22 protein-coding genes are annotated in these 21,841 nt (G+C 66.0%); 7 read left to right on the top strand and 15 right to left on the bottom strand.

What is annotated here, in order from left to right; translation table 11 throughout:
- Window positions 1-261: 261 nt before the first annotated feature.
- Window positions 262-792 carry a hypothetical protein gene (locus tag VL129_RS06810; protein WP_325411389.1) on the top strand — a complete coding sequence of 177 codons (531 nt, stop codon included), beginning with the start codon at window positions 262-264 and terminating at the stop codon, window positions 790-792.
- A 67-nt stretch (window positions 793-859) separates the two neighbouring features.
- On the opposite strand, the gene VL129_RS06805 is transcribed toward VL129_RS06810, so the two are convergent.
- The 6 genes from VL129_RS06805 to ffh all read right to left on the bottom strand — a co-directional run bounded on the left by VL129_RS06805 (window position 860) and on the right by ffh (window position 4,894).
- Window positions 860-1,273, bottom strand: coding sequence for an acyl-CoA thioesterase (locus VL129_RS06805; RefSeq protein WP_325411388.1), 414 nt, complete (start codon window positions 1,271-1,273; stop codon window positions 860-862).
- 95 nt (window positions 1,274-1,368) lie between these two features.
- Window positions 1,369-1,719 carry a 50S ribosomal protein L19 gene (gene rplS / locus VL129_RS06800; protein WP_325411386.1) on the bottom strand — a complete coding sequence of 117 codons (351 nt, stop codon included), beginning with the start codon at window positions 1,717-1,719 and terminating at the stop codon, window positions 1,369-1,371.
- 44 nt (window positions 1,720-1,763) lie between these two features.
- Window positions 1,764-2,507 carry a tRNA (guanosine(37)-N1)-methyltransferase TrmD gene (gene trmD, locus VL129_RS06795; protein WP_325411384.1) on the bottom strand — a complete coding sequence of 248 codons (744 nt, stop codon included), beginning with the start codon at window positions 2,505-2,507 and terminating at the stop codon, window positions 1,764-1,766.
- A 2-nt stretch (window positions 2,508-2,509) separates the two neighbouring features.
- Window positions 2,510-3,046, bottom strand: coding sequence for a ribosome maturation factor RimM (gene rimM, locus VL129_RS06790; protein WP_325411382.1), 537 nt, complete (start codon window positions 3,044-3,046; stop codon window positions 2,510-2,512).
- Between the two features lie 11 nt (window positions 3,047-3,057).
- Complete coding sequence (gene rpsP, locus VL129_RS06785; RefSeq protein ID WP_027590699.1) at window positions 3,058-3,309, bottom strand: 30S ribosomal protein S16; 252 nt, start codon at window positions 3,307-3,309, stop codon at window positions 3,058-3,060.
- Between the two features lie 208 nt (window positions 3,310-3,517).
- Window positions 3,518-4,894 (bottom strand): signal recognition particle protein, encoded by a 1,377-nt coding sequence (gene ffh, locus VL129_RS06780; protein ID WP_325411378.1) that lies wholly within the window; start codon window positions 4,892-4,894, stop codon window positions 3,518-3,520.
- 138 nt (window positions 4,895-5,032) lie between these two features.
- On the opposite strand from ffh, the gene VL129_RS06775 reads away from it, so the two are divergent.
- Entirely contained in the window at window positions 5,033-5,836 is an 804-nt protein-coding gene (locus VL129_RS06775; RefSeq protein ID WP_325411376.1) for a cytochrome C assembly family protein, read from the top strand.
- A gap of 172 nt (window positions 5,837-6,008) precedes the next feature.
- On the opposite strand, the gene VL129_RS06770 is transcribed toward VL129_RS06775, so the two are convergent.
- From VL129_RS06770 to VL129_RS06750, 5 genes are read right to left on the bottom strand one after another with little or no spacing between them, the layout of a single operon-like run.
- Entirely contained in the window at window positions 6,009-6,719 is a 711-nt protein-coding gene (locus VL129_RS06770) for an SGNH/GDSL hydrolase family protein (protein WP_325411374.1), read from the bottom strand.
- A 5-nt stretch (window positions 6,720-6,724) separates the two neighbouring features.
- On the bottom strand, window positions 6,725-7,906 hold the full coding sequence (gene purT / locus VL129_RS06765) for a formate-dependent phosphoribosylglycinamide formyltransferase (protein ID WP_325411372.1): 1,182 nt from the start codon (window positions 7,904-7,906) through the stop codon (window positions 6,725-6,727).
- Window positions 7,907-7,952: 46 nt separating this feature from the next.
- Entirely contained in the window at window positions 7,953-8,141 is a 189-nt protein-coding gene (locus VL129_RS06760) for a DUF1289 domain-containing protein (RefSeq protein WP_325411370.1), read from the bottom strand.
- Window positions 8,134-8,655 carry a gamma carbonic anhydrase family protein gene (locus VL129_RS06755; RefSeq protein WP_325411368.1) on the bottom strand — a complete coding sequence of 174 codons (522 nt, stop codon included), beginning with the start codon at window positions 8,653-8,655 and terminating at the stop codon, window positions 8,134-8,136. Before VL129_RS06755 ends, VL129_RS06760 begins: the two co-directional genes overlap by 8 nt.
- A 21-nt stretch (window positions 8,656-8,676) precedes the next feature.
- Window positions 8,677-9,285: a CoA pyrophosphatase gene (locus VL129_RS06750; protein WP_325411366.1), complete on the bottom strand. Its 609-nt coding sequence runs from the start codon at window positions 9,283-9,285 to the stop codon at window positions 8,677-8,679.
- A gap of 266 nt (window positions 9,286-9,551) precedes the next feature.
- On the opposite strand from VL129_RS06750, the gene VL129_RS06745 reads away from it, so the two are divergent.
- Complete coding sequence (locus VL129_RS06745) at window positions 9,552-10,055, top strand: L,D-transpeptidase family protein (protein ID WP_325411364.1); 504 nt, start codon at window positions 9,552-9,554, stop codon at window positions 10,053-10,055.
- Between the two features lie 110 nt (window positions 10,056-10,165).
- On the opposite strand, the gene mltF is transcribed toward VL129_RS06745, so the two are convergent.
- Entirely contained in the window at window positions 10,166-11,626 is a 1,461-nt protein-coding gene (mltF, locus tag VL129_RS06740) for a membrane-bound lytic murein transglycosylase MltF (protein WP_325411362.1), read from the bottom strand.
- A 147-nt stretch (window positions 11,627-11,773) separates the two neighbouring features.
- On the opposite strand from mltF, the gene purL reads away from it, so the two are divergent.
- The 3 genes from purL (at window position 11,774) to VL129_RS06725 (ending at window position 17,002) form a co-directional block, all read left to right on the top strand.
- Window positions 11,774-15,670: a phosphoribosylformylglycinamidine synthase gene (gene purL / locus VL129_RS06735; RefSeq protein WP_325411360.1), complete on the top strand. Its 3,897-nt coding sequence runs from the start codon at window positions 11,774-11,776 to the stop codon at window positions 15,668-15,670.
- A 71-nt stretch (window positions 15,671-15,741) separates the two neighbouring features.
- The gene (locus tag VL129_RS06730) at window positions 15,742-16,053 is read left to right on the top strand and encodes a YqfO family protein (protein WP_325411358.1); all 312 of its coding nucleotides are present in this window, start codon (window positions 15,742-15,744) and stop codon (window positions 16,051-16,053) included.
- A 250-nt stretch (window positions 16,054-16,303) separates the two neighbouring features.
- Window positions 16,304-17,002 (top strand): pirin family protein, encoded by a 699-nt coding sequence (locus VL129_RS06725; RefSeq protein WP_325411356.1) that lies wholly within the window; start codon window positions 16,304-16,306, stop codon window positions 17,000-17,002.
- Between the two features lie 148 nt (window positions 17,003-17,150).
- Here VL129_RS06725 and VL129_RS06720 read toward each other — a convergent pair whose 3' ends face one another.
- Complete coding sequence (locus VL129_RS06720) at window positions 17,151-17,567, bottom strand: DUF488 domain-containing protein (RefSeq protein ID WP_325411354.1); 417 nt, start codon at window positions 17,565-17,567, stop codon at window positions 17,151-17,153.
- Between the two features lie 68 nt (window positions 17,568-17,635).
- On the opposite strand from VL129_RS06720, the gene VL129_RS06715 reads away from it, so the two are divergent.
- On the top strand, window positions 17,636-18,277 hold the full coding sequence (locus VL129_RS06715) for a COG3650 family protein (protein WP_414705151.1): 642 nt from the start codon (window positions 17,636-17,638) through the stop codon (window positions 18,275-18,277).
- A gap of 48 nt (window positions 18,278-18,325) precedes the next feature.
- On the opposite strand, the gene VL129_RS06710 is transcribed toward VL129_RS06715, so the two are convergent.
- Both VL129_RS06710 and betT read right to left on the bottom strand, forming a co-directional pair.
- Window positions 18,326-19,696, bottom strand: a complete 1,371-nt coding sequence (locus tag VL129_RS06710) for a multicopper oxidase family protein (protein WP_325411350.1) — start codon at window positions 19,694-19,696, stop codon at window positions 18,326-18,328.
- 103 nt (window positions 19,697-19,799) lie between these two features.
- On the bottom strand, window positions 19,800-21,767 hold the full coding sequence (gene betT, locus VL129_RS06705; RefSeq protein ID WP_325411348.1) for a choline BCCT transporter BetT: 1,968 nt from the start codon (window positions 21,765-21,767) through the stop codon (window positions 19,800-19,802).
- Window positions 21,768-21,841 lie beyond the last annotated feature (74 nt).

Raw genomic sequence — 21,841 nt, 5'->3', positions numbered from 1 at the left:
CATGTAAAAAATGTGACGATATTGTGCCCGAAAATTTCAATCGTTACCGCCCGTCTTGCTTTTCGGATCTGGCATGACCGTAACCCTGTCATCCGGTCCGCACCGAACCCGCGACTGCAGCGCCGCCCACGCCGGCAACGCGATGGTTGCCCGCGACTCTCCCGCGCACCGCGTGGCGCGCCTGCGGCACATCAGCAACGCGACTGGGCGAGGCTTTGGGTTTATTCTTGCCGGCCTTTTTTCGCCATACCCGGAATGCCCATGAAAGATTCCCTTGCCGAGCTGATTCGCCTGATTGCCTCTGGCTGCCTGGCCGACGACGAGGTACTGCGCATCGCCGAGGAAGCCGCGCAGGCCTACGCCGATCCCGAGGCGTTTCTGGCCGCCAACCCGGACATCAACTACGACGAAAGCTTCCCGATTCCGCTCGGGGAATGGGTGGTGGCGGGCAGCCTGCCGGACACCGTGCTGTTCCAGGCCGACGACTACCAGGCGCTGTTCCAGCAGATCCGCGACTCGTTCGGCCCACAGGTCAACTTCGTGCTGCAGGCCAAGCAACTGGCCAAGGCCGACGCCCTGACGGCGCTCAAGCGCATTCAGGTGCAGCTCGGCGCGCTCTATCCGGAAAAGGGCGGCTATGTGCTGGTGGATTTCAGCGAGCCGCTGGATGACGAACTGCAGGCGGTGCTGGTGTATGCCAGCGACCTGCAGCGTGTTATGGACCTGGCGGTCGAGGTGGGCATCTACGCGGCACCGGCTTACGAAAGCCTCAAGGCCGAACAGGAAGGCTGATCAGCCCGCGGGAGCGAACCTGTTCGCGAGCGCGGCGAAAGGCTCGCGAACAATCGCTCCCACGCTATCAGGCGCTCTCGACCGGCAGCACCGGCACCGGCCGGTTGTCGTCGCCCACCGCCACGAAGCTGAACACGCCGGTGATCGCATGTTCGCGACCGTCGTGGTACATGCTTTCGACGTAGATATCCACCTGCACCTTCAGGCTGGTTGTGCCCACCTTGATGACACGCCCCACCAGCTCGACGATGGAGCCGGCCGGAATCGGGTGCTTGAAGTCGATGCGATCGGAGGACACCGTCACCAGTGACTTGCGGCAGAAACGCGTGGCGGTGATGAAGGACACCTCGTCCAGCCAGGCCAGCGCCGTGCCGCCGAACAGGGTGCCGTGGTGGTTAGTGGTCGGCGGGAACACCGCCTTGCTGATGCAGGTGGTCGACAGTTCGATGCGGCGCAGGATTTCGTCTTCGCGAGTACTCATTTCTTCTCTGATTTTGTTGCACGTAAGGGGTGGGCATGACGCCCAAATGAAAAAAGCAGCCCGAAGGCTGCTTTTTTCGACAGGGGAGCGGGTCCTTAGACCAGCTTCTCCTTGATGCGCGCTGCCTTGCCGGACAGCTCGCGCAGGTAGTACAGCTTGGCCTTGCGCACGTCACCGCGACGCTTGACAGTGATGCTGTCAACGATCGGGGAGTAGGTCTGGAAGGTACGCTCGACGCCAACGCCGTTGGAAATCTTGCGCACGGTGAAGGCGCTGTTCAGACCGCGGTTGCGCTTGCCGATCACCACGCCTTCGTAGGCCTGCAGACGGGAACGGTCGCCTTCCTTCACCTTCACTTGCACGATCACGGTGTCGCCGGGGGCGAACGCCGGGATCTCTTTGTTCATCTGTTCAGCTTCGATCTGCTGAATGATCTTGTTGGTCATTGCTGTGCTCCTAAGACAAACCGTCACGGTTTGCCATCGATACGTTATCTATCGTTCCGCTGGCGAATGTACTCATCCAGCAGCTTTTTCTCTTCTCCAGAAAGCGAGCGGCAATCCAGAAGATCGGCACGGCGTTCCCAGGTTCGCCCGAGGGCTTGCTGCAAGCGCCAGCGCCGGATGTGTTCGTGGTTGCCGCTGAGCAGCACCTCCGGAACACGTTGGTCCGCATATACCTCCGGTCGCGTGTAATGCGGGCAGTCGAGCAGGCCATCGGTAAACGAGTCCTCCTCGGCGGAATCTGCGTGGCCCAGGGCCCCCGGCAGCAACCGCGTCACTGCATCGATCAGCACCATCGCCGGCAGCTCGCCGCCGGACAGTACATAGTCGCCAATCGACCATTCCTCATCGACATGCGCCTCAATGAAGCGTTCGTCGATGCCTTCGTAGCGTCCGGCGATCAGAATCAGAGACTCTTCATTCGCCAGCTCGCGCACGGCTGCCTGCTTGAGCTGGCGACCCTGCGGCGAGAGGTAGATCACCTTCACCCGATCCCCGGCGGCTTCACGCGCTGCACACAGCGCCCGCTCCAGGGGCTGAATCTTCATCACCATGCCAGGACCGCCGCCGAAGGGTCGGTCATCCACGGTCTGGTGACGATCCTCGGTGTAGGTCCGCGGATTCCAGCAATTGAGGTTCAACAACCCCTGCCGGACCGCACGACTGGTAATGCCGTACTCACTGATGGCGGCAAACATTTCCGGGAACAGCGTGATGACATCGACCCGCATGGTCAGAAGTCCGCGTCCCAGTCCACCTGCATTTCGCCGGCTGCCATGTCGATCTCGAGTACGCACTGCTCCGTGTAGGGCAACAGGCGTTCGCGATCATCCAGGCTGCCCGCACAGGGCTTGACCACCATCACATCATTCGAACCGGTTTCCAGCAGGTGGTCGATCTTGCCGAGCAGTTGCCCGTCCCGATTGATCACTCTCAGACCTTCGAGCTGGTACCAGTAGTACTCGCCGTCGGTCAGCTGTGGCAGCTGGCTGCGCGGGATGCAGATCTCGAATTCGGCGAGCAAGCGTGCCTCTTCGCGATCATCCAGCCCTTTCAGCTTGGCCACCAGGACCTTGCCATGCAGGCGGCCCGTCACCAGCTCTGCCTGCCGCACCTCACCCCCTCGCCGAAGCGTCCAGTGGCGGTAGTCCAGCAGGTTGTCGATCGGATCGGTAAAGGAATAGACCTTCACCTCACCTCGCACACCATGCACCGAAACGATCTTGCCGATGACGATCAGGTCTTCGGCCGGGGCCGGCGTCGTATTCATAGCAGTTGCGCTTAGGCGGCAGCCTGAGCAGCTTCCTTCAGCAGCTGAGCAACGCGCTCGGACGGCTGGGCACCCTGGGACAGCCAGTAGTTGGCGCGTTCCTGGTTGACGGACAGCTTGACTTCAGCGCCGGCGGCAACCGGGTTGAAGAAGCCGATGCGCTCAACGAAGCGGCCATCGCGAGGATTGCGGCTGTTGGTCACGATCAGGTGGTAGAAGGGGCGCTTCTTGGCGCCGCCACGGGCGAGACGGATGGTTACCATGTGAACTTCGTTCCTGTAGTCGGTGCTGCAAAACCAGATGCAACGCGGGCGCATGGCCCGAAAGGCCGCGTATTTTAAGGAATATCCCGGCGATTGCAAATGGCTTTTGCGGGAATGGCCGCAACCCCGGCGAAGCGCGATACGCCTCGCCAGGGCCTGTGGCCGTTGCGGGCGCTGGCGCCCGGTCGATGATCCGCCAGGCGAATCATCAGAACTTCGGCATTCCGCCGCCGGGGAACATGCCGCCCATGCCACGCATCAGCTTGGACATGCCCCCCTTGGCGGTGAACTTCTTCATCATCTTCTGCATCTGCTTGTGCTGCTTGATCAGGCGACCGATATCCTGCACCTGAGTGCCGGAACCCAGGGCGATGCGGCGCTTGCGCGAACCGCTGATGATCTCCGGATCGCGGCGCTCGGCCGGCGTCATGGAGTTGATGATCGCCTCCATCTGCTTGAACTGCTTTTCCGCCGCGCCCTGGGCATTGCCCATCTGCGCGAGATTCATTCCGCCCATGGACGGCAGCTTGTCCATCAGGCCGCCCAGGCCGCCCATGTTCTTCATCTGCTGCAGCTGGTCGCGGAAATCTTCCAGGTCGAAGCCCTTGCCCTTCTTGAGCTTCTTGGTGAGCTTCTCGGCCTTCTCGCGATCCATGGTCTGCTCGGCCTGCTCGATCAGGCTGAGCACGTCACCCATGCCGAGGATGCGCGAGGCGACGCGGTCCGGATGGAACGGCTCGAGCGCATCGCTCTTCTCGCCCATGCCGAGGAACTTGATCGGCTTGCCGGTGATGTGGCGCACCGACAGCGCGGCACCGCCACGGGCATCGCCATCCACCTTGGTGAGCACCACGCCGGTGAGCGGCAGCGCGTCACCGAAGGCCTTGGCGGTGTTGGCGGCGTCCTGACCGGTCATGGCATCGACCACGAACAGGGTTTCCACCGGCTTGATGGCGGCATGCAGAGCCTGGATCTCGGCCATCATGTCGCTGTCGACGTGCAGGCGACCGGCGGTATCCACCAGCACCACGTCGATGAATTTCAGCTTCGCCTCGCGGATCGCCGCCTCGGCGATGGCCACCGGCTTCTGGCTGATATCGGAGGGGAAGAAGGTCACGCCAATATCATTGGCCAGGGTTTCCAGCTGCTTGATGGCTGCGGGACGGTAGACGTCCGCCGACACCACCATTACCGACTTCTTCTTGCGCTCCTTGAGGAAGCGCGCCAGCTTGCCCACGGTGGTGGTCTTGCCCGCACCCTGCAGACCGGCCATCAGCACCACCGCCGGCGGCGTGGTGTGCAGGTCGAGATCCTCGTTGGCGGCGCCCATCAGCGCTTCCAGTTCGGCGCGCACGATCTTCACGAAGGCCTGGCCCGGGGTCAGGCTCTTGGACACCTCGGTACCGACCGCGCGCTCCTTGACGTTGTTGACGAATTCCTTGACCACCGGTAGGGCGACATCGGCCTCCAGCAGGGCCATGCGCACTTCGCGCAGGGTGTCCTTGATGTTGTCCTCGGTCAGCTTGGCCTTGCCAGTGACGGTACGCAGGGTATGCGAGAGGCGGTCGGTAAGGTTTTCGAACATGCGCGGTCCTTCAAAGGGCGGTTGCGGCAGGCGGCGGAGTATATCAAGAGTGCCGGCGGTCATCACGGTTGGCAGTCTTTCGTCGCCCGAAGGTCTATGCCACACTCAACGCCCTCGCGAATCAGCCTCGAATCGACTATGCATCCTCTGCTGCCCAGCCTCGCCGCCGCCTGTCTTTATGCTGGCGCCACTGCCTATCAGGGCACGCGCCTCGGCCAGCGGATCAACCCCGCGCGCACCCTGCTGACGTTGCTGGGCGCCCTGGCCCTGATCGCCCACGTTTACACCCTGGCCGACCAGCTGTTCAGCCCGGCCGGTCTGACGCTCGATTTCTTCCGCGCCGCCAGCCTGATCTCAGCGGCAGTGATCGCCCTGATCCTGCTGGCCAGCCAGCGCATGCCGGTGCAGAACCTGTTGCTGCTGCTCTTCCCGCTCGGCTTTTTCACAGTGCTGCTGGCGGCGTTCGCGCCCAGCGGCACCGCCGCCACCATCAACGAGAAGGCCGGGATCCTCAGCCACATCCTGCTGTCGATCCTGGCCTACGGTCTGCTGACCATCGCCATGTTCCAGTCCCTGCTGCTGTTGCTGCAGGACCATCAGCTCAAGCAGAAACGCCTGTCCAGCCTGGCGGTGCGCAGCTTCCCACCGTTGCAGACCATGGAAAGCCTGCTGATCAGCTTCATCTGGGCCGGCTGGCTGCTGCTCAGCCTGTCGCTGCTCAGCGGCTGGATCTTCCTGGACAACCTGTTCTCCCAGCACCTGGCCCACAAGACCTTCTTGTCGCTGGTCGCCTGGGTGGTGTTCGGCATCCTGCTGTGGGGCCGCCACCGGCTCGGCTGGCGCGGCCATACCGCCGTGCGCTGGACCCTGGCCGGCTTCCTGCTGCTGATGCTGGCCTACTTCGGCAGCAAGCTGGTGCGCGAATTCATCCTGCACGTCTGACACTGTAGGGCCGGCCAGCGGAGTCGCGTCCTGCACCGCAGTGCCTGCCCCCACCCTCGTCGGCCGGGATAAACCCGGCCCTACAAGTTCACGCCCCAACTCCGAAGTCGTGCCGACTGCTTTCTGTAGGGCCGGCAGCGGCGTGCCGTGCGCCGCAGGTCGACCCGGCTCTTCAGGTCAGGCGTTCGACCAAACCCTCGGCCCACAACCGATACCCTTCCTGCGAGGGGTGATAGCCATCCTTGGCGAGATAACGCGGCTCGAAGCTCAATTGGATGGGTAGGTGCAGCGCGTCGTGACGCTCGGCCACCTCACACGCCCAGCGATCCAGCAGCGCCGCGCGCCAGCCCAGCAACTGGCGCAGCAGCCAGGGCAAGGCGCTGAAATGCCGCATGGGCGGCACACCGGCCAGCGCCACCCGGGCGCCGCCGGACTGACAGTCGCCAATCAGCTTTCCCAGGCCCGCCTGCCAGTGCCGACGCCCGGACAGACCGGTGGTGTCATTCACCCCGAGCACCAGCAGCACGAGATCGGCCGGCTCGGCCAGCACCTGCGGCAGCAGGCGCTGCAGCACACCCGCCAGCCGGATGCCGTTTTCGCCGCACACCCGCCAGCTCACGGGGCGCACCAGCCGCTCGGAAAGGCCGAGCGCCAGCTGTCCGGCCAACGCCTCCTGCAGCGATTCGACCCCGACGCCCACCGCCGTGGATTCCCCCACGAGCAGCAGGCGCAGCGGCTCGCCGCCCAGATGCCCACCCGCCAGCCCCATCCGCTCGCCCGCCGCAGGCGGCAAGCGCAGCGCCGTGCGCCGCGTCCGCACAGCCAGGGGAAGCGCCACCGGCAGCAAGGGCAGCGCCACACTCCACCAGAGCAGCCCGCGCATGCGCCCTACAGCTCCACGCGAATCGCCTGGGCGGCCCGCGTTGCCTTGGCGCGCGCCAGTTCGATCGACTCGTCGCGCGCCAGCGCCACACCCATGCGCCGCTGTCCGGCAACTTCCGGCTTGCCGAACAGGCGCAGCGCGGTGTCCGGCTCGGCCAGCGCCGCGCCCAGATCGGCAAAGGTGGTCTGCCGGGAATTCCCCTCGACCAGCAGCACCGCCGACGCCGACGGGCCGAACTGGCGGATCACCGGAATCGGCAGGCCGAGAATCGCCCGCGCATGCAGGGCGAATTCGGAAAGATCCTGGGAAATCAGCGTCACCAGGCCGGTATCGTGGGGGCGCGGCGACACCTCGCTGAACCACACCTGGTCGCCCTTGACGAACAGTTCCACGCCGAACAGGCCACGCCCGCCCAGCGCCTCGGTCACCCGCAGCGCGATGTGCTCCGATTCGGCGCGCGCCTTGGCCGACATGGCCTGCGGCTGCCAGGACTCGTGATAGTCGCCCTTCACCTGGCGATGCCCGACCGGCTCGCAGAACGAAGTGCCACCGGCATGCCGCACGGTCAGCAGGGTGATCTCGTAGTCGAAATCGATGAAGCCCTCGACAATCACCCGACCCTTGCCGGCGCGCCCGCCCTCCTGGGCATAGTCCCAGGCGGCCTGCAGATCGGCCGCGCTCTTGAGCAGGCTCTGCCCCTTGCCCGAGGAGCTCATGATCGGCTTGACCACGCAGGGATAGCCCAGCGCAGCAACCGCCGCCGCATACGCCTCGTAGCTGTCGGCGAAGCGATAGGGCGAGGTGGGCAGGCCCAGGTCCTCGGCTGCCAGGCGGCGGATGCCCTCGCGATTCATGGTCAGCTGCGCGGCGCGCGCAGTGGGGATCACCGTGTAGCCTTCGGCTTCCAGCTCCACCAGGGTGGCGGTGGCGATGGCCTCGATCTCGGGAACGATGTAATGCGGCTGCTCGCGCTCGATCACCGTGCGCAGGGCTGCGCCATCCAGCATGTTGATCACGTGGCTGCGATGGGCCACCTGCATGGCCGGCGCATCCGCGTAGCGATCCACCGCGATGACCTCGACACCCAGGCGCTGCAGTTCGATCACCACTTCCTTGCCCAGCTCACCCGAACCGCACAACAGAACCCGGGTCGCCGACGGTGAAAGAGGCGTTCCAATACGAGGCATCACATGGCTTCCTATATAAAACGGGCGCCGCCGGGCGCCCTTGCTATCAATTCAGTTGGCCGCTTTCGCGCGCTCGCTGCGCGCAACGCGCCAGTACTTCGCGACGTTCGGCATTGTCCATCCGCCCCCAGCGGCTGATTTCCTGGGCGCTGCGCTGGCAGCCCAAGCAGATGTCACGCTCGTCCAGGGCGCAGATATCCACGCAGGGCGAGCGGACCGGGCGTTCGTCAGTCATCGGCCAGCAGCTCGCGGGCATAGCGTTCGGCGTTGTGCACGTAATGGGCGGCGCTGGCTTCCAGCATCTTCTTCTGCTGTTCGGTGAGCTCGCGCACCACCTTGCCGGGTGAGCCCATCACCAGCGAGCCGTCGGGAATTTCCTTGCCCTCGGGAATCAGCGCGTTGGCGCCGATCAGGCAGTGCTTGCCGATCTTCGCGCCGTTGAGAATCACCGCATTGATGCCGATCAGACTGTAATCGCCGACGGTGCAGCCATGCAGCATGGCCTTGTGGCCGATGGTCACGCCGCGCCCCAGGGTCAGCGGATAGCCCATATCGGTGTGCATCACGCTGCCGTCCTGCACGTTGCTGTTCTCGCCGATATGGATCAGCTCATTGTCGCCACGCAGCACGCAGTTGAACCAGACGCTGGCGCCCGCTTCCAGCTTTACCTTGCCCACCAGCGTGGCATTCGGGGCGACCCAGCTTTTCGGGTCCGCCTGCACGCGATGCTCTCCGAGACGGAATTTCACGATCGATTCTCCTTGTTGTTGTCAGCGGCGCAGGGTGATGAAGGATTCCGGCGCCTGGCGCATGTCGATGCCCGCGTCGTAGAGCAGGTTGACCAGCTCGACCACCATGATCGCGGTCAGCCCCCAGATCTTGAAATCGCCATAGCGGTAGCAGGGCACATACCAGGGCACGCCCCGGTAGTCGATGCGATGCGTGGTTTCCGGCGGGTATTGCAGGAAGAACTCCAGTGGCACCTGGAAGACGGCGGCGATCTCGGCGTCGTTGGGCCGGTATTCGACGAAATCGGGCACCACACCGACCACCGGCGTGACCTTGATGCCGTGCAACGACACCAGCGGACTCAGCGGGCCGATCACCTCGACCAGCCCCGGCGGCAGGCCGACCTCTTCCTCGGCCTCGCGCAACGCGGTGTCGGCCAGGCTCGCATCGCCAGGGTCGCAGCGCCCGCCGGGGAAGGCCACCTCGCCGCTGTGGGTGGAAAGATTGCTTGAGCGCAGGGTGAGCACCAGCTCCGGCTCTTCATGCCGGGTAATGGGCACCAGCACGGCCGCCTCGGGATAACGCCTGTCGTCGCGCTCCAGGGGCCGCGGCGCGTACTCGCGGATCCGCCGCAGCAATTCGTCCTGCATGATCGTTCTCGTCCTTCGTTCAGGCTCGCATCATGGCATGAAGGGAGTCGGCCGCCCAAGACCCCGACCCGGCCGCAACCCCGCCGGCCATCGCGGGTCAATAACTCGGGGCTGCAGGTGCGACTCCCCGGCAGGCCGGAGGGTTCCTTGGTCGGAAGCGCCTTCCCCGACCTTCGGGCGCTGCCTAGAATGCGGCCTCGTTACGGTTGACGGCCCCGCGCCGCCTGCCTTCCTGTAATAGCGGATCGGTCGGAGGTTTTTTTGCGATGCGCTGGATGCTTGCCGCCCTGCTTCTCTGCTGCGCCTCACTGACCCAGGCCAGCGTCGGTGAGTTCCTGAAAAGTCCGCAGGTGGACAAGGTGCTGGTGCTCAAGTCCGAGCGCCGCCTGCACCTGATCCGCGCTGGCGAGACGCTGAAAAGTTACCGGGTGTCGCTGGGCAAGCGGCCCGCCGGACACAAGCTGCACGAAGGCGACAAGCGCACCCCGGAAGGCTTCTACTGGATCGACTGGCGCAAGACCAGCGACAAGTTCAACCTCTCCATGCACATCTCCTACCCCAACATCCGCGACGCGGCGCGGGCGCGTCGTGAAGGGTTGGAACCGGGCGGCATGATCATGCTGCACGGCACCCCCGTGGATGAGCATTACCCGGAGTGGTACTTCCACAGCCTGGACTGGACCGATGGCTGCATCGCCCTGAGCAATGCGGACATGCGGGAAGTGTGGGAACTGGTCAGCGACGGCACGCTGATCGAGATTCGTCCGTAGGATTCAGAGCGGGTGCGCTGCTGTAGGAGCGGCTTCAGCCGCGAGCTTCTGGGTGCGGTAGCGCGAAAAGCATCGCGGCTGAAGCCGCGCCTACAGGTTCTGGCTGGGTCTTAGAGCGGCGGTTCGGCCGGCGCTTCGGCCCGGTTGATGCCCGGGATGTGCAGGCCGCTTTCGGCGATCTGCGTGTCTTCCAGCTGCGGCTGGGTCGACCAGATGAGGATGTCGTAGTAGCGGCGCACGTTGGCCACGTAGTGCACCGGCTCGCCGCCCCGCGCATAGCCGTAGCGGGTCTTGGTGTACCACTTCTTCTGCGCCAGACGCGGCAGGATCTTCTTCACGTCCAGCCACCTGTTCGGGTTCAGCCCCTCGGCCTGGGTCAGCCGCCGGGCGTCCTCCAGATGGCCACCGCCGACGTTGTAGGCGGCCAGCGCGAACCAGGTGCGGTCCGGCTCGACGATGCTCTCGGGCAGACCGTGATAGACCTTGGCGAAGTACTTGGCGCCACCGTCGATGCTCTGCCGCGGGTCGAGGCGGTTGGCCACGCCCATCGCCTTGGCGGTGTTCTGGGTCAGCATCATCAGCCCGCGCACACCGGTCTTGGACACCGCGTTGGGGCGCCAGTGGGATTCCTGGTAGCCGATGGCCGCCAGCAGGCGCCAGTCGACCTTGTATTCGGCGGCGGCCTGGTGGAAGTAATCCTCGTAGCGCGGCAGGCGTTGCTGCAGGTGCTTGGCGAAGGTATTGGCGCCGACGAAACCGAGCACGTCCAGATGGCCGTAGTAGCGCTCGTACAGCCGCTCCACCAGCCCCGACTTCTCCGCCTTGGCCAGGAAGGGGTCGATCAGCTCCAGCAGGCTGCGATCCTCGCCGCCGGCCACCACCCAGTGCAGGCCGAGGGGCTCGCCGAGGTCGAAGCCGACGCGGATCTGGCTCAGGTACACCTGGTTCATGGCCAGCTCGTTGGAATCGACCACCGTCAGATCGGTTTCGCCCTCGTCCACCATGCGCAGCAGATCGGCGACCTCCACGGCATCCGACTCGTCGTAGGCCAGCGCCGGCAGCAGGCTCTTCATCTCGGCCAGCAGCTCGGCATGCCGGCTGTCGCGCAGCACCAGGATCTGCCGTCCTACCAGCTCGCGGGTGCGGCGGGGACGTTCGGTCCCCTGGCGATAGATAACCTGCGGCACCACCTGCAGGTAGGGCCGCGACAGCAGCACCTCGGCCGCGCGCGCCCTGCTGATGGTCAGCCCCGGCGCCGCGAGCACCGGGCCGTCGACGGCGTCGAGACGGGCGAACAGGTCGGCGAGACTGTCGGCTACCTCGACTTTCAGCTCGACTTCCAGCTCGTCGGCGAAGCGTTTGAGTAGCTCGTATTCGAACCCGGTCTCGCCGTTGCGGTCCTGGAAATAGGTGGAGGGGCTGTTGCGAGTGATCACATGCAGAACGCCCTCCTCCTTGACTCGCTCGAGTGCGCTGGGCTGGCTGGCCTCGCTACACCCCACAAGCAGCAGGAAGACGCTGGTCGCCAGCAGACGGCCGGCGCGACGCAGATACGCGGTTCGCAAAAACATCGGCGCATTATACGCATTGCCGGGAATCGGCATATCCACCCGCCCGGGGAAACTGCCCGGCGCCCCGCTGGCGACTTTGGCCTCCGGCACGGTTCATAGGGTAGAATGCGCCGTTTCCACGCTCCCCCTCCCGAGGCTGTTTCGACGATGTTGATCCTGCGCGGCACTCCCGCCCTTTCCGCCTTCCGTCACGGCAAACTGCTCGAGCAACTGACCAGCAAGGTCCCGGCCGTTACCGGCCTGTATGCCGAGTTTGCCCACTTCGCCGATGTGACCGGCGAGCTGACCGGCGACGAGCAGTCCGTGCTGGACCGTCTGCTCGAGTACGGTCCGAGTGTCCCGGTGCAGGAACCCGCCGGTCGTCTGTTCCTCACCGTGCCGCGCTTCGGCACCCTGTCGCCCTGGTCGAGCAAGGCCAGCGACATCGCCCGCAACTGCGGCCTGGGCAAGATCCAGCGTCTGGAGCGCGGCATCGCCTACTACGTGTCGGGCAGCCTGAGCGATGCCGATGTGGCCCAGGTCACCGCCCTGCTGCATGACCGCATGACGCAAACCGTACTGCAACGCTTCGAGGACGCCGCCGCACTGTTCAGCCATGCCCAGCCCAAGCCGCTGGTCGCCGTGGACGTGCTGGGTGGCGGTCGCGCCGCCCTGGAGCAGGCCAACCGCAATCTGGGCCTGGCTCTGGCCGAGGACGAAATCGACTACCTGGTGAAGAGCTTCACCGAGCTGGGCCGCAACCCGCACGACATCGAGCTGATGATGTTCGCCCAGGCGAACTCCGAACACTGCCGCCACAAGATCTTCAACGCCAGCTGGGACATCGATGGCGAAAGCCAGGAAAAGTCCCTGTTCGGCATGATCAAGAACACCTACGAGATGAACCGCGAAGGCGTGCTGTCCGCCTACAAGGACAACGCCTCGGTGATCGTCGGCCACGAGGCCGGGCGTTTCTTCCCCGACCCGGACAGCCGCGAATACGCGCCGCACCGCGAGCCGGTGCACATCCTGATGAAGGTGGAGACCCACAACCACCCGACCGCCATCGCGCCCTTCCCCGGCGCCTCAACCGGCTCGGGCGGCGAAATCCGCGACGAAGGCGCCACCGGCATCGGCTCCAAGCCCAAGGCCGGCCTGACCGGCTTCACCGTCTCCAACCTGAACATCCCCGGTTTCGAACAGCCCTGGGAAAAGCCCTACGGCAAGCCCGAGCGCATCGTCACCCCGCTGGACATCATGATCGAAGGCCCGCTGGGCGGCGCCGCGTTCAACAACGAGTTCGGCCGTCCGGCGCTGACCGGCTACTTCCGCACCTTCGAGCAGGCGGTGGACAGCCCGCGCGGCGAGGAAGTGCGCGGCTACCACAAGCCGATCATGCTCGCCGGCGGCCTGGGTAACATCCGCGAAGAGCATATCCAGAAGAAGGACATCTCCGTCGGCGGCAAGCTGATCGTCCTCGGTGGCCCGGCCATGCTCATCGGCCTGGGCGGCGGCGCGGCCTCCTCCATGGCCACCGGCGCCAGCGCCGCGGACCTGGATTTCGCCTCGGTGCAGCGCGAGAACCCGGAAATGGAACGCCGCTGCCAGGAAGTCATCGACCGCTGCTGGCAGCTGGGCGAGCGCAACCCGATCAAGTTCATCCACGACGTCGGCGCCGGCGGCCTGTCCAACGCCTTCCCGGAACTGGTCAACGACGCCGGGCGCGGCGGCCGCTTCGAGCTGCGCAACGTGCCCAACGACGAGCCGGGCATGAGCCCGCTGGAAATCTGGTGCAACGAGTCCCAGGAACGCTACGTGCTGTCCGTGGACGCCGAAGACCTGGAGCGCTTCGCCGCCATCTGCGAGCGCGAGCGTTGCCCGTTCGCCGTGGTCGGCGAGGCCACCGAGGAGCGCCAGCTGACCGTGGCCGACAGCCACTTCGGCAACAACCCGGTGGACATGCCGCTCAACGTGCTGCTCGGCAAGCCGCCGCGCATGCACCGCAGCGCCACGCGTGAAGCGGAGTTGGGCGATGACTTCGCCGCCGAGACCGTCGAGCTGGGCGAGGCCATTTCCCGCGTGCTGCGTCACCCGGCGGTGGCCAGCAAGAGCTTCCTGATCACCATCGGCGACCGCTCGATCACCGGCCTGGTGGCCCGCGACCAGATGGTCGGCCCCTGGCAGGTGCCGGTCGCCGATTGCGCCGTGACCGCCACCAGCTTCGACGTCTACACCGGCGAAGCCATGGCCATGGGCGAGCGCACCCCGCTGGCCCTGCTGGACGCTCCGGCCTCCGGCCGCATGGCCATCGGCGAGACCCTCACCAACCTGGCCGCCTCGCGCATCGCCAAGCTGGGCGACATCAAGCTGTCCGCCAACTGGATGGCCGCCGCCGGCCACCCGGGCGAGGACGCGCGCCTGTACGACACCGTCAAGGCGGTCGGCATGGAACTCTGCCCGGCGCTGGGCATCGCCATCCCGGTGGGCAAGGACTCCATGTCCATGAAGACCCGCTGGCAGGATGGCGACACCGAGAAGAGCGTCACCTCGCCGCTGTCGCTGATCGTCACCGGCTTCGCCCCGGTGGCCGACATCCGCAAGACCCTGACCCCGCAACTGCGCCTGGACCAGGGCGACAGCGAGCTGCTGCTGATCGACCTCGGCCGGGGCCAGAATCGCATGGGTGCCTCGATCCTCGCCCAGGTGTACGGCCAGATCGGCCGCCAGGCGCCGGACGTGGACAACGCCGCCGACCTCAAGGCGTTCTTCGACACCCTCCAGTCCCTGAACCAGGACGACCGTCTGCTTGCCTACCACGACCGTTCCGACGGTGGCCTGCTGACCACCCTGGTGGAAATGGCCTTCGCCGGTCACTGCGGCCTGGATGTTCAACTGGACGCGCTGGCCACCTCCCCCGAGGCGCTGGCCGCCGCACTGTTCAACGAAGAGCTGGGCGCGGTGATCCAGGTTCGCCAGGCCGACAGCGCCGAGGTGCTGGCGCGCTTCGCCGCCGCCGGGCTGGGCGACTGCGTCAAGCGGATCGGTCGTCCGGTCGCCGGCACCGACGTGCTGCTGAGCTTCGCCGGCGCGCCGGTGTTCCGCGAACAGCGCCGTGTGCTGCAGCGCCAGTGGGCGGAAACCAGCTGGCAGATCCAGCGCCTGCGCGACAACGCCGAGTGCGCCGACCAGGAGTTCGACCTGCTGCTCGATGAGCAGAACCCCGGCCTGCACGCCAAGCTGAGCTTCGACGTCAACCAGGATGTCGCCGCGCCGTACATCGCCAAGGGCGTGCGCCCGCGCATGGCGATCCTGCGCGAGCAGGGCGTCAACGGCCAGACCGAGATGGCCGCGGCCTTCCACCGCGCCGGCTTCGCGGTAGTCGACGTGCACATGAGCGACATCATCGCCGGCCGCGCCAGCCTGGCCGACTTCAAGGGCCTGGTGGCCTGCGGCGGCTTCTCCTACGGCGACGTGCTGGGTGCCGGCGAAGGCTGGGCCAAGTCGGCGCTGTTCAACGCCCGCGCCCGCGACAACTTCAGCGCCTTCTTCGAGCGCCAGGACAGCTTCGCCCTGGGCGTGTGCAACGGTTGCCAAATGATGAGCAACCTGCACGAGCTGATTCCCGGCACCGAGCACTGGCCGCACTTCGTGCGCAACCGCTCCGAGCAGTTCGAGGCGCGGGTGGCCATGGTGGAAGTCCAGCAGTCGCCGTCGATCTTCCTGCAGGGCATGGCCGGCTCGCGCCTGCCGATCGCCATCGCCCACGGCGAAGGCCACGCGGAGTTCGAAAGCGAGGAAGCCCTGCTGCAAGCGGACCTGTCCGGCACCGTGGCGCTGCGCTACGTGGACAACCACGGCAAGGTCACCGAAGCCTATCCGGCCAACCCGAACAGCTCGCCGCGTGGCATCACCGGTCTGTGCAGCCGCGACGGCCGCGTGACCATCATGATGCCGCACCCGGAGCGCGTGTTCCGCGCCGTGCAGAACAGCTGGCGTCCGGACGACTGGCAGGAAGATGCCGGCTGGATGCGCATGTTCCGCAACGCGCGAGTCTGGGTCGGCTGATCCCGCACGCTCGTGTCACGAAAAGGCCATATCCTCGGATATGGCCTTTTTTGCATCTGGAGGATCCCTGCATGTTCAAGCTCTGTTTCTTCGTTCCCGACAGTCACCTGGAAACCGTGAAGACCGCGCTGTTCGAGGCCGGCGCCGGCCGTATCGGCCACTACGACCAGTGCTGCTGGCAGGTGCTCGGCCATGGCCAGTTCCGGCCGCTGCCCGGCAGCGAGCCGCATATCGGCAGCACCGGCTCGCTGGAGCGCCTGGAGGAGTGGAAGGTGGAGCTGGTGGTCGAGGCCCATCGCATCCAGGCCGCCGTGACCGCCCTCAAGGCCGCCCACCCCTACGAAACGCCCGCCTACGAGGTGCATCGGCTGGAGGCGTTCTGAGCCCGACCGGTTTGCCGGCCCCCTGTAGGGCCGGCTTTACGCCGGCCGACGGAGCCAAGGCCGACACTGCGGTGGCGTGCCCACCTGCAACGGCCGGGATTAACCCGGCCCTACAGGGGCTCGGTGCCCGCCGGATAACATCGATTGATTCGATTCTTGTCAGGCACTTTTTGCGCTTATCAATCGATCCATTCGAGGAGATCATGGCGCCATCGCTTCACTGGAAGCCCCCTCGTCAGGAGATATCGCCATGATCGAAGTCCGTCCCTTTGCCACCCTCGGCGCGGCCAACCACGGCTGGTTGAACGCCAAGCACCATTTCTCCTTCGCCGAATACCACGATTCGCAGCGCGTGCACTGGGGCCGACTGCGCGTGTGGAACGACGACACCATCGCGCCGCGCAGCGGCTTCCCGCCGCACCCACACCACGACATGGAGATCATCACCTACGTGCGTGAAGGCGCGATCAGCCACCAGGACAGCCTGGGCAACAAGGGTCGCACCGAAGCCGGCGACGTGCAGGTGATGAGCGCCGGCAGCGGCATCACCCACAGCGAGTACAACCTGGAAAGCGTCACCACGCGCATCTTCCAGATCTGGATCATGCCGGAGCAGCGCGGCGGCCAGCCGAGCTGGGGCACCCGCCCGTTCCCGAAGGGCGAGCGCGCCGGCGCCTTCGTTACCCTGGCCAGCGGCCTGGACGATGACGACGCCCTGCCGATCCGCGCCAACGGCCGCCTGGCCGCCGCGACCCTGAACGCCGGCCAGACCACCGACTACGCCTTCGCCGAAGGGCGCAAGGGCTACCTGGTCGCGGCCAAGGGGCGCTTCAAGGTCAACGGCATCGAAGCCAATGCCGGGGACGGCGTGGCCATCAAGGATGAGGCGCTGATCCGCGTCGAGGCGCTGGATGACGACACCGAGGTGGTGTTGGTGGACGTGGCCTGACGCCAGGGGCGGGTAACAGCCGTGTAGGGATAGCGTTGTTTCTGTCCACCATCGCACCGGCCCGGCGCGCCTGCAGCACGCACGGTGGATCGATGGAACACGATCCACCTTACAAAGCCGCACCTTGTCCGCATTCGTGGGAGCGGCTTCAGCCGCGATGCTTTTGCTCTTCCAGCTCGCCCGCATAACACGGCGGCGAGCTGCCCGGCGCCTGGCGCTCCAGCTCGTCCTCCAGGAACTCCGCCAGCACCACGGCGTTGTTGCGCAGCGTGTCCTTCGCGGCATACAGCAACGTCAGCCGTCCGTTGCGCGCACGCTCCAGCAACGGCCACCAGTGCTCCGGGTGCGCCGCCAGCTCCCGCCGATAGGCGTCACGGAATTCGGCAAAGCGCTCCGGGTCATGGCCGAACGCCTTGCGCAGCGCCGCGCTGGGCGCCAGCGCCGGCAGCCAGTCGTCATGCACCAGCGCCTCCTTGCGTACGCCGCGCGGCCACAGCCGGTCCACCAGGATGCGCTGGCCATCCTCCAGGCTTGCTGCTTCATACACTCGCTTGCAGGCAATCATGCGTGTCCCCTTGTTCCCGCCCGGTTCGCTGGCTAACGTGACGGCCACTGTCCGCCCGGAGAATGCCCATGCCCCGCCTTCGTGTCCTGTGCTACGCGCTGCTGCCCCTGCTGGCTGGCTGCCAGTCCCTGCCTGACGAAGCCGAGAACTTCATGCCGGAACAACGGTTGATGGGTGAACTGAGTGTCGTCCAGGACCGCCTGCGACTCCAGCCCTGCGGCGGCGGTCGACAGATGGAAGTGGAGGATGCAGGCGCCCTGAATCTTCGCCAGGACGTCGACCAGCTGCTCGGGAATGACGGCCGCCTGTTCGCCGATCTGGGCGGAGCGGATCTGGGCAATCGTCTGCGCGCCACCCGCCTGTATCGCCTGCAGGCGGAAGGCCAGGGCTGCCAGGAAGACAATTTCGCCCGGCTGATCGCCCGCGCCAGCGGCAACGAACCCTTCTGGAGCGTGTCGATCTCGGCCAAGGGCCTGGTCCTGCAACGTCCCGGCGAGGAGCCGCTGGCCCTGCCCTACCTGGAGGAACAGCTGCCGGAAGGCCGCCTGTACTTTTCCAGCGAAGCGGACGGCCAGCGCCTCAGCCTGTGGCTGGCGCCACAGCGCTGCCAGGACGACATGAGTGGCGCCCTTCGCCATCTGCGCGCCGAGCTGCGCCTGAACGACCAGCGCCTGACCGGCTGCGCCTATCTGGGCGGCGCGCGGCAATAAAGGGTGCCGCACCGCTAGTGGGAGCGGACTTGTCAGCGAGCTGTTCCGCTACACCACCTCGATGACGCCCATCAGGCCGGTTTCCATGTGGTCGATGACATGGCAGTGGAACATCCACACGCCGGGGTTATCGGCCACCAATGCCACCCGGGCGGTTTCGTTCTTGCCCAGCAGGTAGGTGTCGGTGAAATAGGGCTCGATGCGTTTGCGGTCGGAGGACAGCACCTTGAAGGTCATGCCGTGCAGGTGAACCGGGTGCTGGTACTGGCTGACGTTGCGCAGCTCGAAGAGGTAGTGGCCGTTTCTCCTCAGTCGGGCCAGCGGGCGCTCGACACAGCTGTTGTTGCTGCCGTCCCAGGCCTGCCCGTTGATCTGCCAGAAGGTGAACGGACCGCCCTTGTCGGCGTTTTCCGACAAGGCGCCCGCCCACTCGAAGTTGAAGCGCAGGGTCTCGGCGCGCGCCAGGTCCGGTTCGGGGATCGGATTGGCCGGCAGCGGCGCCGGCCAATCGCCGGGCGCTTCGCTTGAGGGCACGCTCTTCAGCGTGGCCAGGCGCAGCGGGCCGTTGCGCACCGGCAGCTCGGTGCCCGCCGCTGGCACGCGGATGGCCAGGTCGATGCGCATGCCCGGCCCCAGCCAGTACGCCTTGCCCAGCGGGCGCGGCGTGATCGGGTTGCCGTCCAGGGCGTAGATGCGCACCTCGGCCCCGGGCAGCGCCAGGCGATAGGTGTGGGTGTTGTCCAGGTTGAGCAGACGCAGGCGCACCACCTGCCCGGCCGGCAGTTCCAGCGTCGGGTTATGGCTGCCGTTCACCGTGGACAGGATGCCCGGCGTGCCGCCGCGTGCCGCCTCGCGCGGCACGCTGAAGGCGGTGAAGGCACCCTGCTCGTCCACGTGCCAGTGCTTGATGCTCAGTGTGCGTTCATGACGAAAACCGCTGGGCTCACGCTCCTCGACGATGACCGGCCCCACCAGGCCGCGCCCCAGCTGTTCGCCGCTGGCGGTGTGCGGGTGGTACCAGAAGGTGCCGGCGTCCGGGCAGAGGAAGTCGTAGTCGAAGTGCTCACCGGGCAGCACCGGCAACTGGGAGATATAGGGCACGCCATCCATGTCCAGCGGGATGCGCAGGCCATGCCAGTGAATGGTGGTCGGCTCCGGCAGGCGATTGATGAAGCGCACCCGCAGGCGCTCGCCCTGCCGGCAGCGCAGCTCCGCCCCGGGCACCTGTCCGCCATAGGCCCAGGCGCTCGTGGTGAAACCGGGCACCAGCTCGACATCCAGCGGCGCGGCAATCAGTTCGTAGTCATGGGTGGTGACGCTTGCCGGACGACCCAGCCAGTAGCGCGCGCCGCCCGCTCCGACACCCAGCACGCCCAGCGCTGCAAGCCCGGCCAATACCTGCCGGCGACTGACACTCATGGTTAACTCCCTGACCGCAAAAAAGATGAGAGATCTTCTCACTTGTTGCCGATCAGGGCGAGAGCGCCGGCCCGTCGGTTTCGCGACAAAATGTCCCGGTCCCTCAGCGCGCCACGTGCACGAAGTGCCGGTGCCGCTCGTACTGATCCAGGATGTCGCCGATCACGCCGTCGCGACCCCAGCCCATGATGTCGTAGTCCTGGCCCCCTTCGCGCAGGAACACCTCGGCGCGAAAGTACTTGCGCGCCTCGTCCTCTTCTTCCTCGCTGACGATGAAGCTCGGCTGCACGTAGGCGCGCGGGCGTACCCCGTAGAGGAAATCCGGCTCGCCCGGATGGCGAATGACCAGACTCACCGATTCGGGTCGTTCGGTGTCCACCTCAACCTCGAAGCCCTGCTTGCGCAGCTCCTCCGCCACCGCCTCGCAGGCCGGGGTGACCGTATCCTGGATGAAACGCACCACATGGCTGCGCCGCGGCATCATCACCATGCCGCGCAGCCGTCGCTGCCAGCTCTCGCTGCCGTGGCCGTGGGCGCGCGACAGGCTCAGGGACTGGAAGCGCACCCGCCGCTTGGTGGCGTCCAGGCGCAAGGCCTTGAGCAGTCCCCAGGTGGCCGCCAGCAGAAACAGGGTGTAGGGCAAGGCGCTGGCAATGGTGGCGGTCTGCAGCGCGGTCAGCCCGTCGGCCAGCAGCAGCGCGATGGCGGTCGCCGCCATGATCAAGGACCAGAACAGCTTCTGCCACAGCGGGGTCTTGCCATGGCCGCCGGAAGCCAGCATGTCCACCACCATGGCGCCGGAGTCGGCCGACGTGACGAAGAACACCAGCACCATCACCACCGCCAGCAGCGATAGCAGATAACCGAGGGGGAATGCCTGCAGGAAGGCGAACAGCGCCTGGGCGGTGTCGGCGTTCACCGCCGCCCCCAGGCTGTCCAGGCCTTGCACATGAATCATGTGGATGGCGCTGTCGCCGAACACCGTCATCCACATCAGGGTGAAACCGGCCGGCACCAGCAGCACGCCGCTGACGAACTCGCGGATCGTTCGACCCCGGGAGATCCGCGCGATGAACATGCCGACGAAGGGCGACCAGGCGATCCACCAGCCCCAGTAGAACAGGGTCCAGCCGCCGATCCAGTCGGTCGGCTCGTAGGCATACAGGTTGAAGGTCTTGTCGACGATATCCGCCAGGTAGCTGCCGGTGTTCTGCACATAGGCCTGCAGCAGGAACACCGTCGGCCCCATGATCAGCACCAGCAGCATGAGCAGCACGGCCAGCAGCAGATTGGTCTCGGACAGAATGCGGATGCCGCGCTCCAGCCCGGTGGCCAGCGACAGGGTCGCCAGGCTCATCGCCGCCAGGATGAGGATGACCTGCACGCCGACGCCCTGGGGCACATCGAACAGGTAGTTCAACCCGCTGTTGATCTGCGCCACGCCGAAGCCCAGCGAGGTCGCCACGCCCAGCACCGTGCCCAGCACCGCAAAGATGTCCACGGCATGCCCGATCGGGCCATAGATGCGCTCGCCGATCAGCGGGTACAGCGCCGAGCGCAGCGTCAGCGGCAGGTCGTGGCGATAGCCGAAATAGGCCAGGATCAGCGCCACCACCGCGTACACCGCCCAGGCATGCAGCCCCCAGTGGAAGAAGGTGATCTTCATCGCCTCGCGCGCCGCCACGGCCGTACCGCCCTCGCCCACCGGCGGCGACAGGTAGTGCATGACCGGCTCGGCCACGCCGAAGAACATCAGGCCGATACCCATGCCGGCCGAGAACAGCATGGCGAACCAGCTGTAGTTGGCAAAATCCGGCTCGCTGTGGTCCGGCCCGAGCTTGATGTCGCCGTAGCGGCTGACGGCCATGAACACCACCGACAGCAGAAACAGCGCCACGGCCAGGATGTAGAACCAGCTGGCGTTGACGGTGATCCACGCCTGCGCCTGGCCGAACACCTGCTGGGCGGTGTCCGGCGTAACGACCGCAAACAGCACCAACGCCAGAATCAGCACGGCCGACGGATAGAAGACCGGCGGGTTGATGGTGGAGACCGTGCGCTCATTCGCCATGTCACGCTCCTGGGGCCCGAAGGCGAAACGAAAGGGGCGCACAGATGACAGTCAGAATGAAGCGGCAGTTCGTT

The organism is Pseudomonas sp. (assembly GCF_035497915.1).
Taxonomy (GTDB): domain Bacteria; phylum Pseudomonadota; class Gammaproteobacteria; order Pseudomonadales; family Pseudomonadaceae; genus Serpens.
The sequence above is the reverse complement of the archived record's forward strand: the minus strand, read 5'-3'. Positions and strand labels throughout refer to the sequence as shown.

Excerpts from the sequence above, each read along its gene's own strand:
- VL129_RS06810 (WP_325411389.1), top strand. The coding sequence starts at position 262 with ATGAAAGATTCCCTTGCCGAGCTGATTCGCCTGATTGCCTCTGGCTGC.
- VL129_RS06805 (WP_325411388.1), bottom strand. The coding sequence starts at position 1,273 with ATGAGTACTCGCGAAGACGAAATCCTGCGCCGCATCGAACTGTCGACC.
- rplS (WP_325411386.1), bottom strand. The coding sequence starts at position 1,719 with ATGACCAACAAGATCATTCAGCAGATCGAAGCTGAACAGATGAACAAA.
- trmD (WP_325411384.1), bottom strand. The coding sequence starts at position 2,507 with ATGCGGGTCGATGTCATCACGCTGTTCCCGGAAATGTTTGCCGCCATC.
- rimM (WP_325411382.1), bottom strand. The coding sequence starts at position 3,046 with ATGAATACGACGCCGGCCCCGGCCGAAGACCTGATCGTCATCGGCAAG.
- rpsP (WP_027590699.1), bottom strand. The coding sequence starts at position 3,309 with ATGGTAACCATCCGTCTCGCCCGTGGCGGCGCCAAGAAGCGCCCCTTC.
- ffh (WP_325411378.1), bottom strand. The coding sequence starts at position 4,894 with ATGTTCGAAAACCTTACCGACCGCCTCTCGCATACCCTGCGTACCGTC.
- VL129_RS06775 (WP_325411376.1), top strand. The coding sequence starts at position 5,033 with ATGCATCCTCTGCTGCCCAGCCTCGCCGCCGCCTGTCTTTATGCTGGC.
- VL129_RS06770 (WP_325411374.1), bottom strand. The coding sequence starts at position 6,719 with ATGCGCGGGCTGCTCTGGTGGAGTGTGGCGCTGCCCTTGCTGCCGGTG.
- purT (WP_325411372.1), bottom strand. The coding sequence starts at position 7,906 with ATGCCTCGTATTGGAACGCCTCTTTCACCGTCGGCGACCCGGGTTCTG.
- VL129_RS06760 (WP_325411370.1), bottom strand. The coding sequence starts at position 8,141 with ATGACTGACGAACGCCCGGTCCGCTCGCCCTGCGTGGATATCTGCGCC.
- VL129_RS06750 (WP_325411366.1), bottom strand. The coding sequence starts at position 9,285 with ATGCAGGACGAATTGCTGCGGCGGATCCGCGAGTACGCGCCGCGGCCC.
- VL129_RS06745 (WP_325411364.1), top strand. The coding sequence starts at position 9,552 with ATGCGCTGGATGCTTGCCGCCCTGCTTCTCTGCTGCGCCTCACTGACC.
- mltF (WP_325411362.1), bottom strand. The coding sequence starts at position 11,626 with ATGTTTTTGCGAACCGCGTATCTGCGTCGCGCCGGCCGTCTGCTGGCG.
- purL (WP_325411360.1), top strand. The coding sequence starts at position 11,774 with ATGTTGATCCTGCGCGGCACTCCCGCCCTTTCCGCCTTCCGTCACGGC.
- VL129_RS06730 (WP_325411358.1), top strand. The coding sequence starts at position 15,742 with ATGTTCAAGCTCTGTTTCTTCGTTCCCGACAGTCACCTGGAAACCGTG.
- VL129_RS06725 (WP_325411356.1), top strand. The coding sequence starts at position 16,304 with ATGATCGAAGTCCGTCCCTTTGCCACCCTCGGCGCGGCCAACCACGGC.
- VL129_RS06720 (WP_325411354.1), bottom strand. The coding sequence starts at position 17,567 with ATGATTGCCTGCAAGCGAGTGTATGAAGCAGCAAGCCTGGAGGATGGC.
- VL129_RS06715 (WP_414705151.1), top strand. The coding sequence starts at position 17,636 with ATGCCCCGCCTTCGTGTCCTGTGCTACGCGCTGCTGCCCCTGCTGGCT.
- VL129_RS06710 (WP_325411350.1), bottom strand. The coding sequence starts at position 19,696 with ATGAGTGTCAGTCGCCGGCAGGTATTGGCCGGGCTTGCAGCGCTGGGC.
- betT (WP_325411348.1), bottom strand. The coding sequence starts at position 21,767 with ATGGCGAATGAGCGCACGGTCTCCACCATCAACCCGCCGGTCTTCTAT.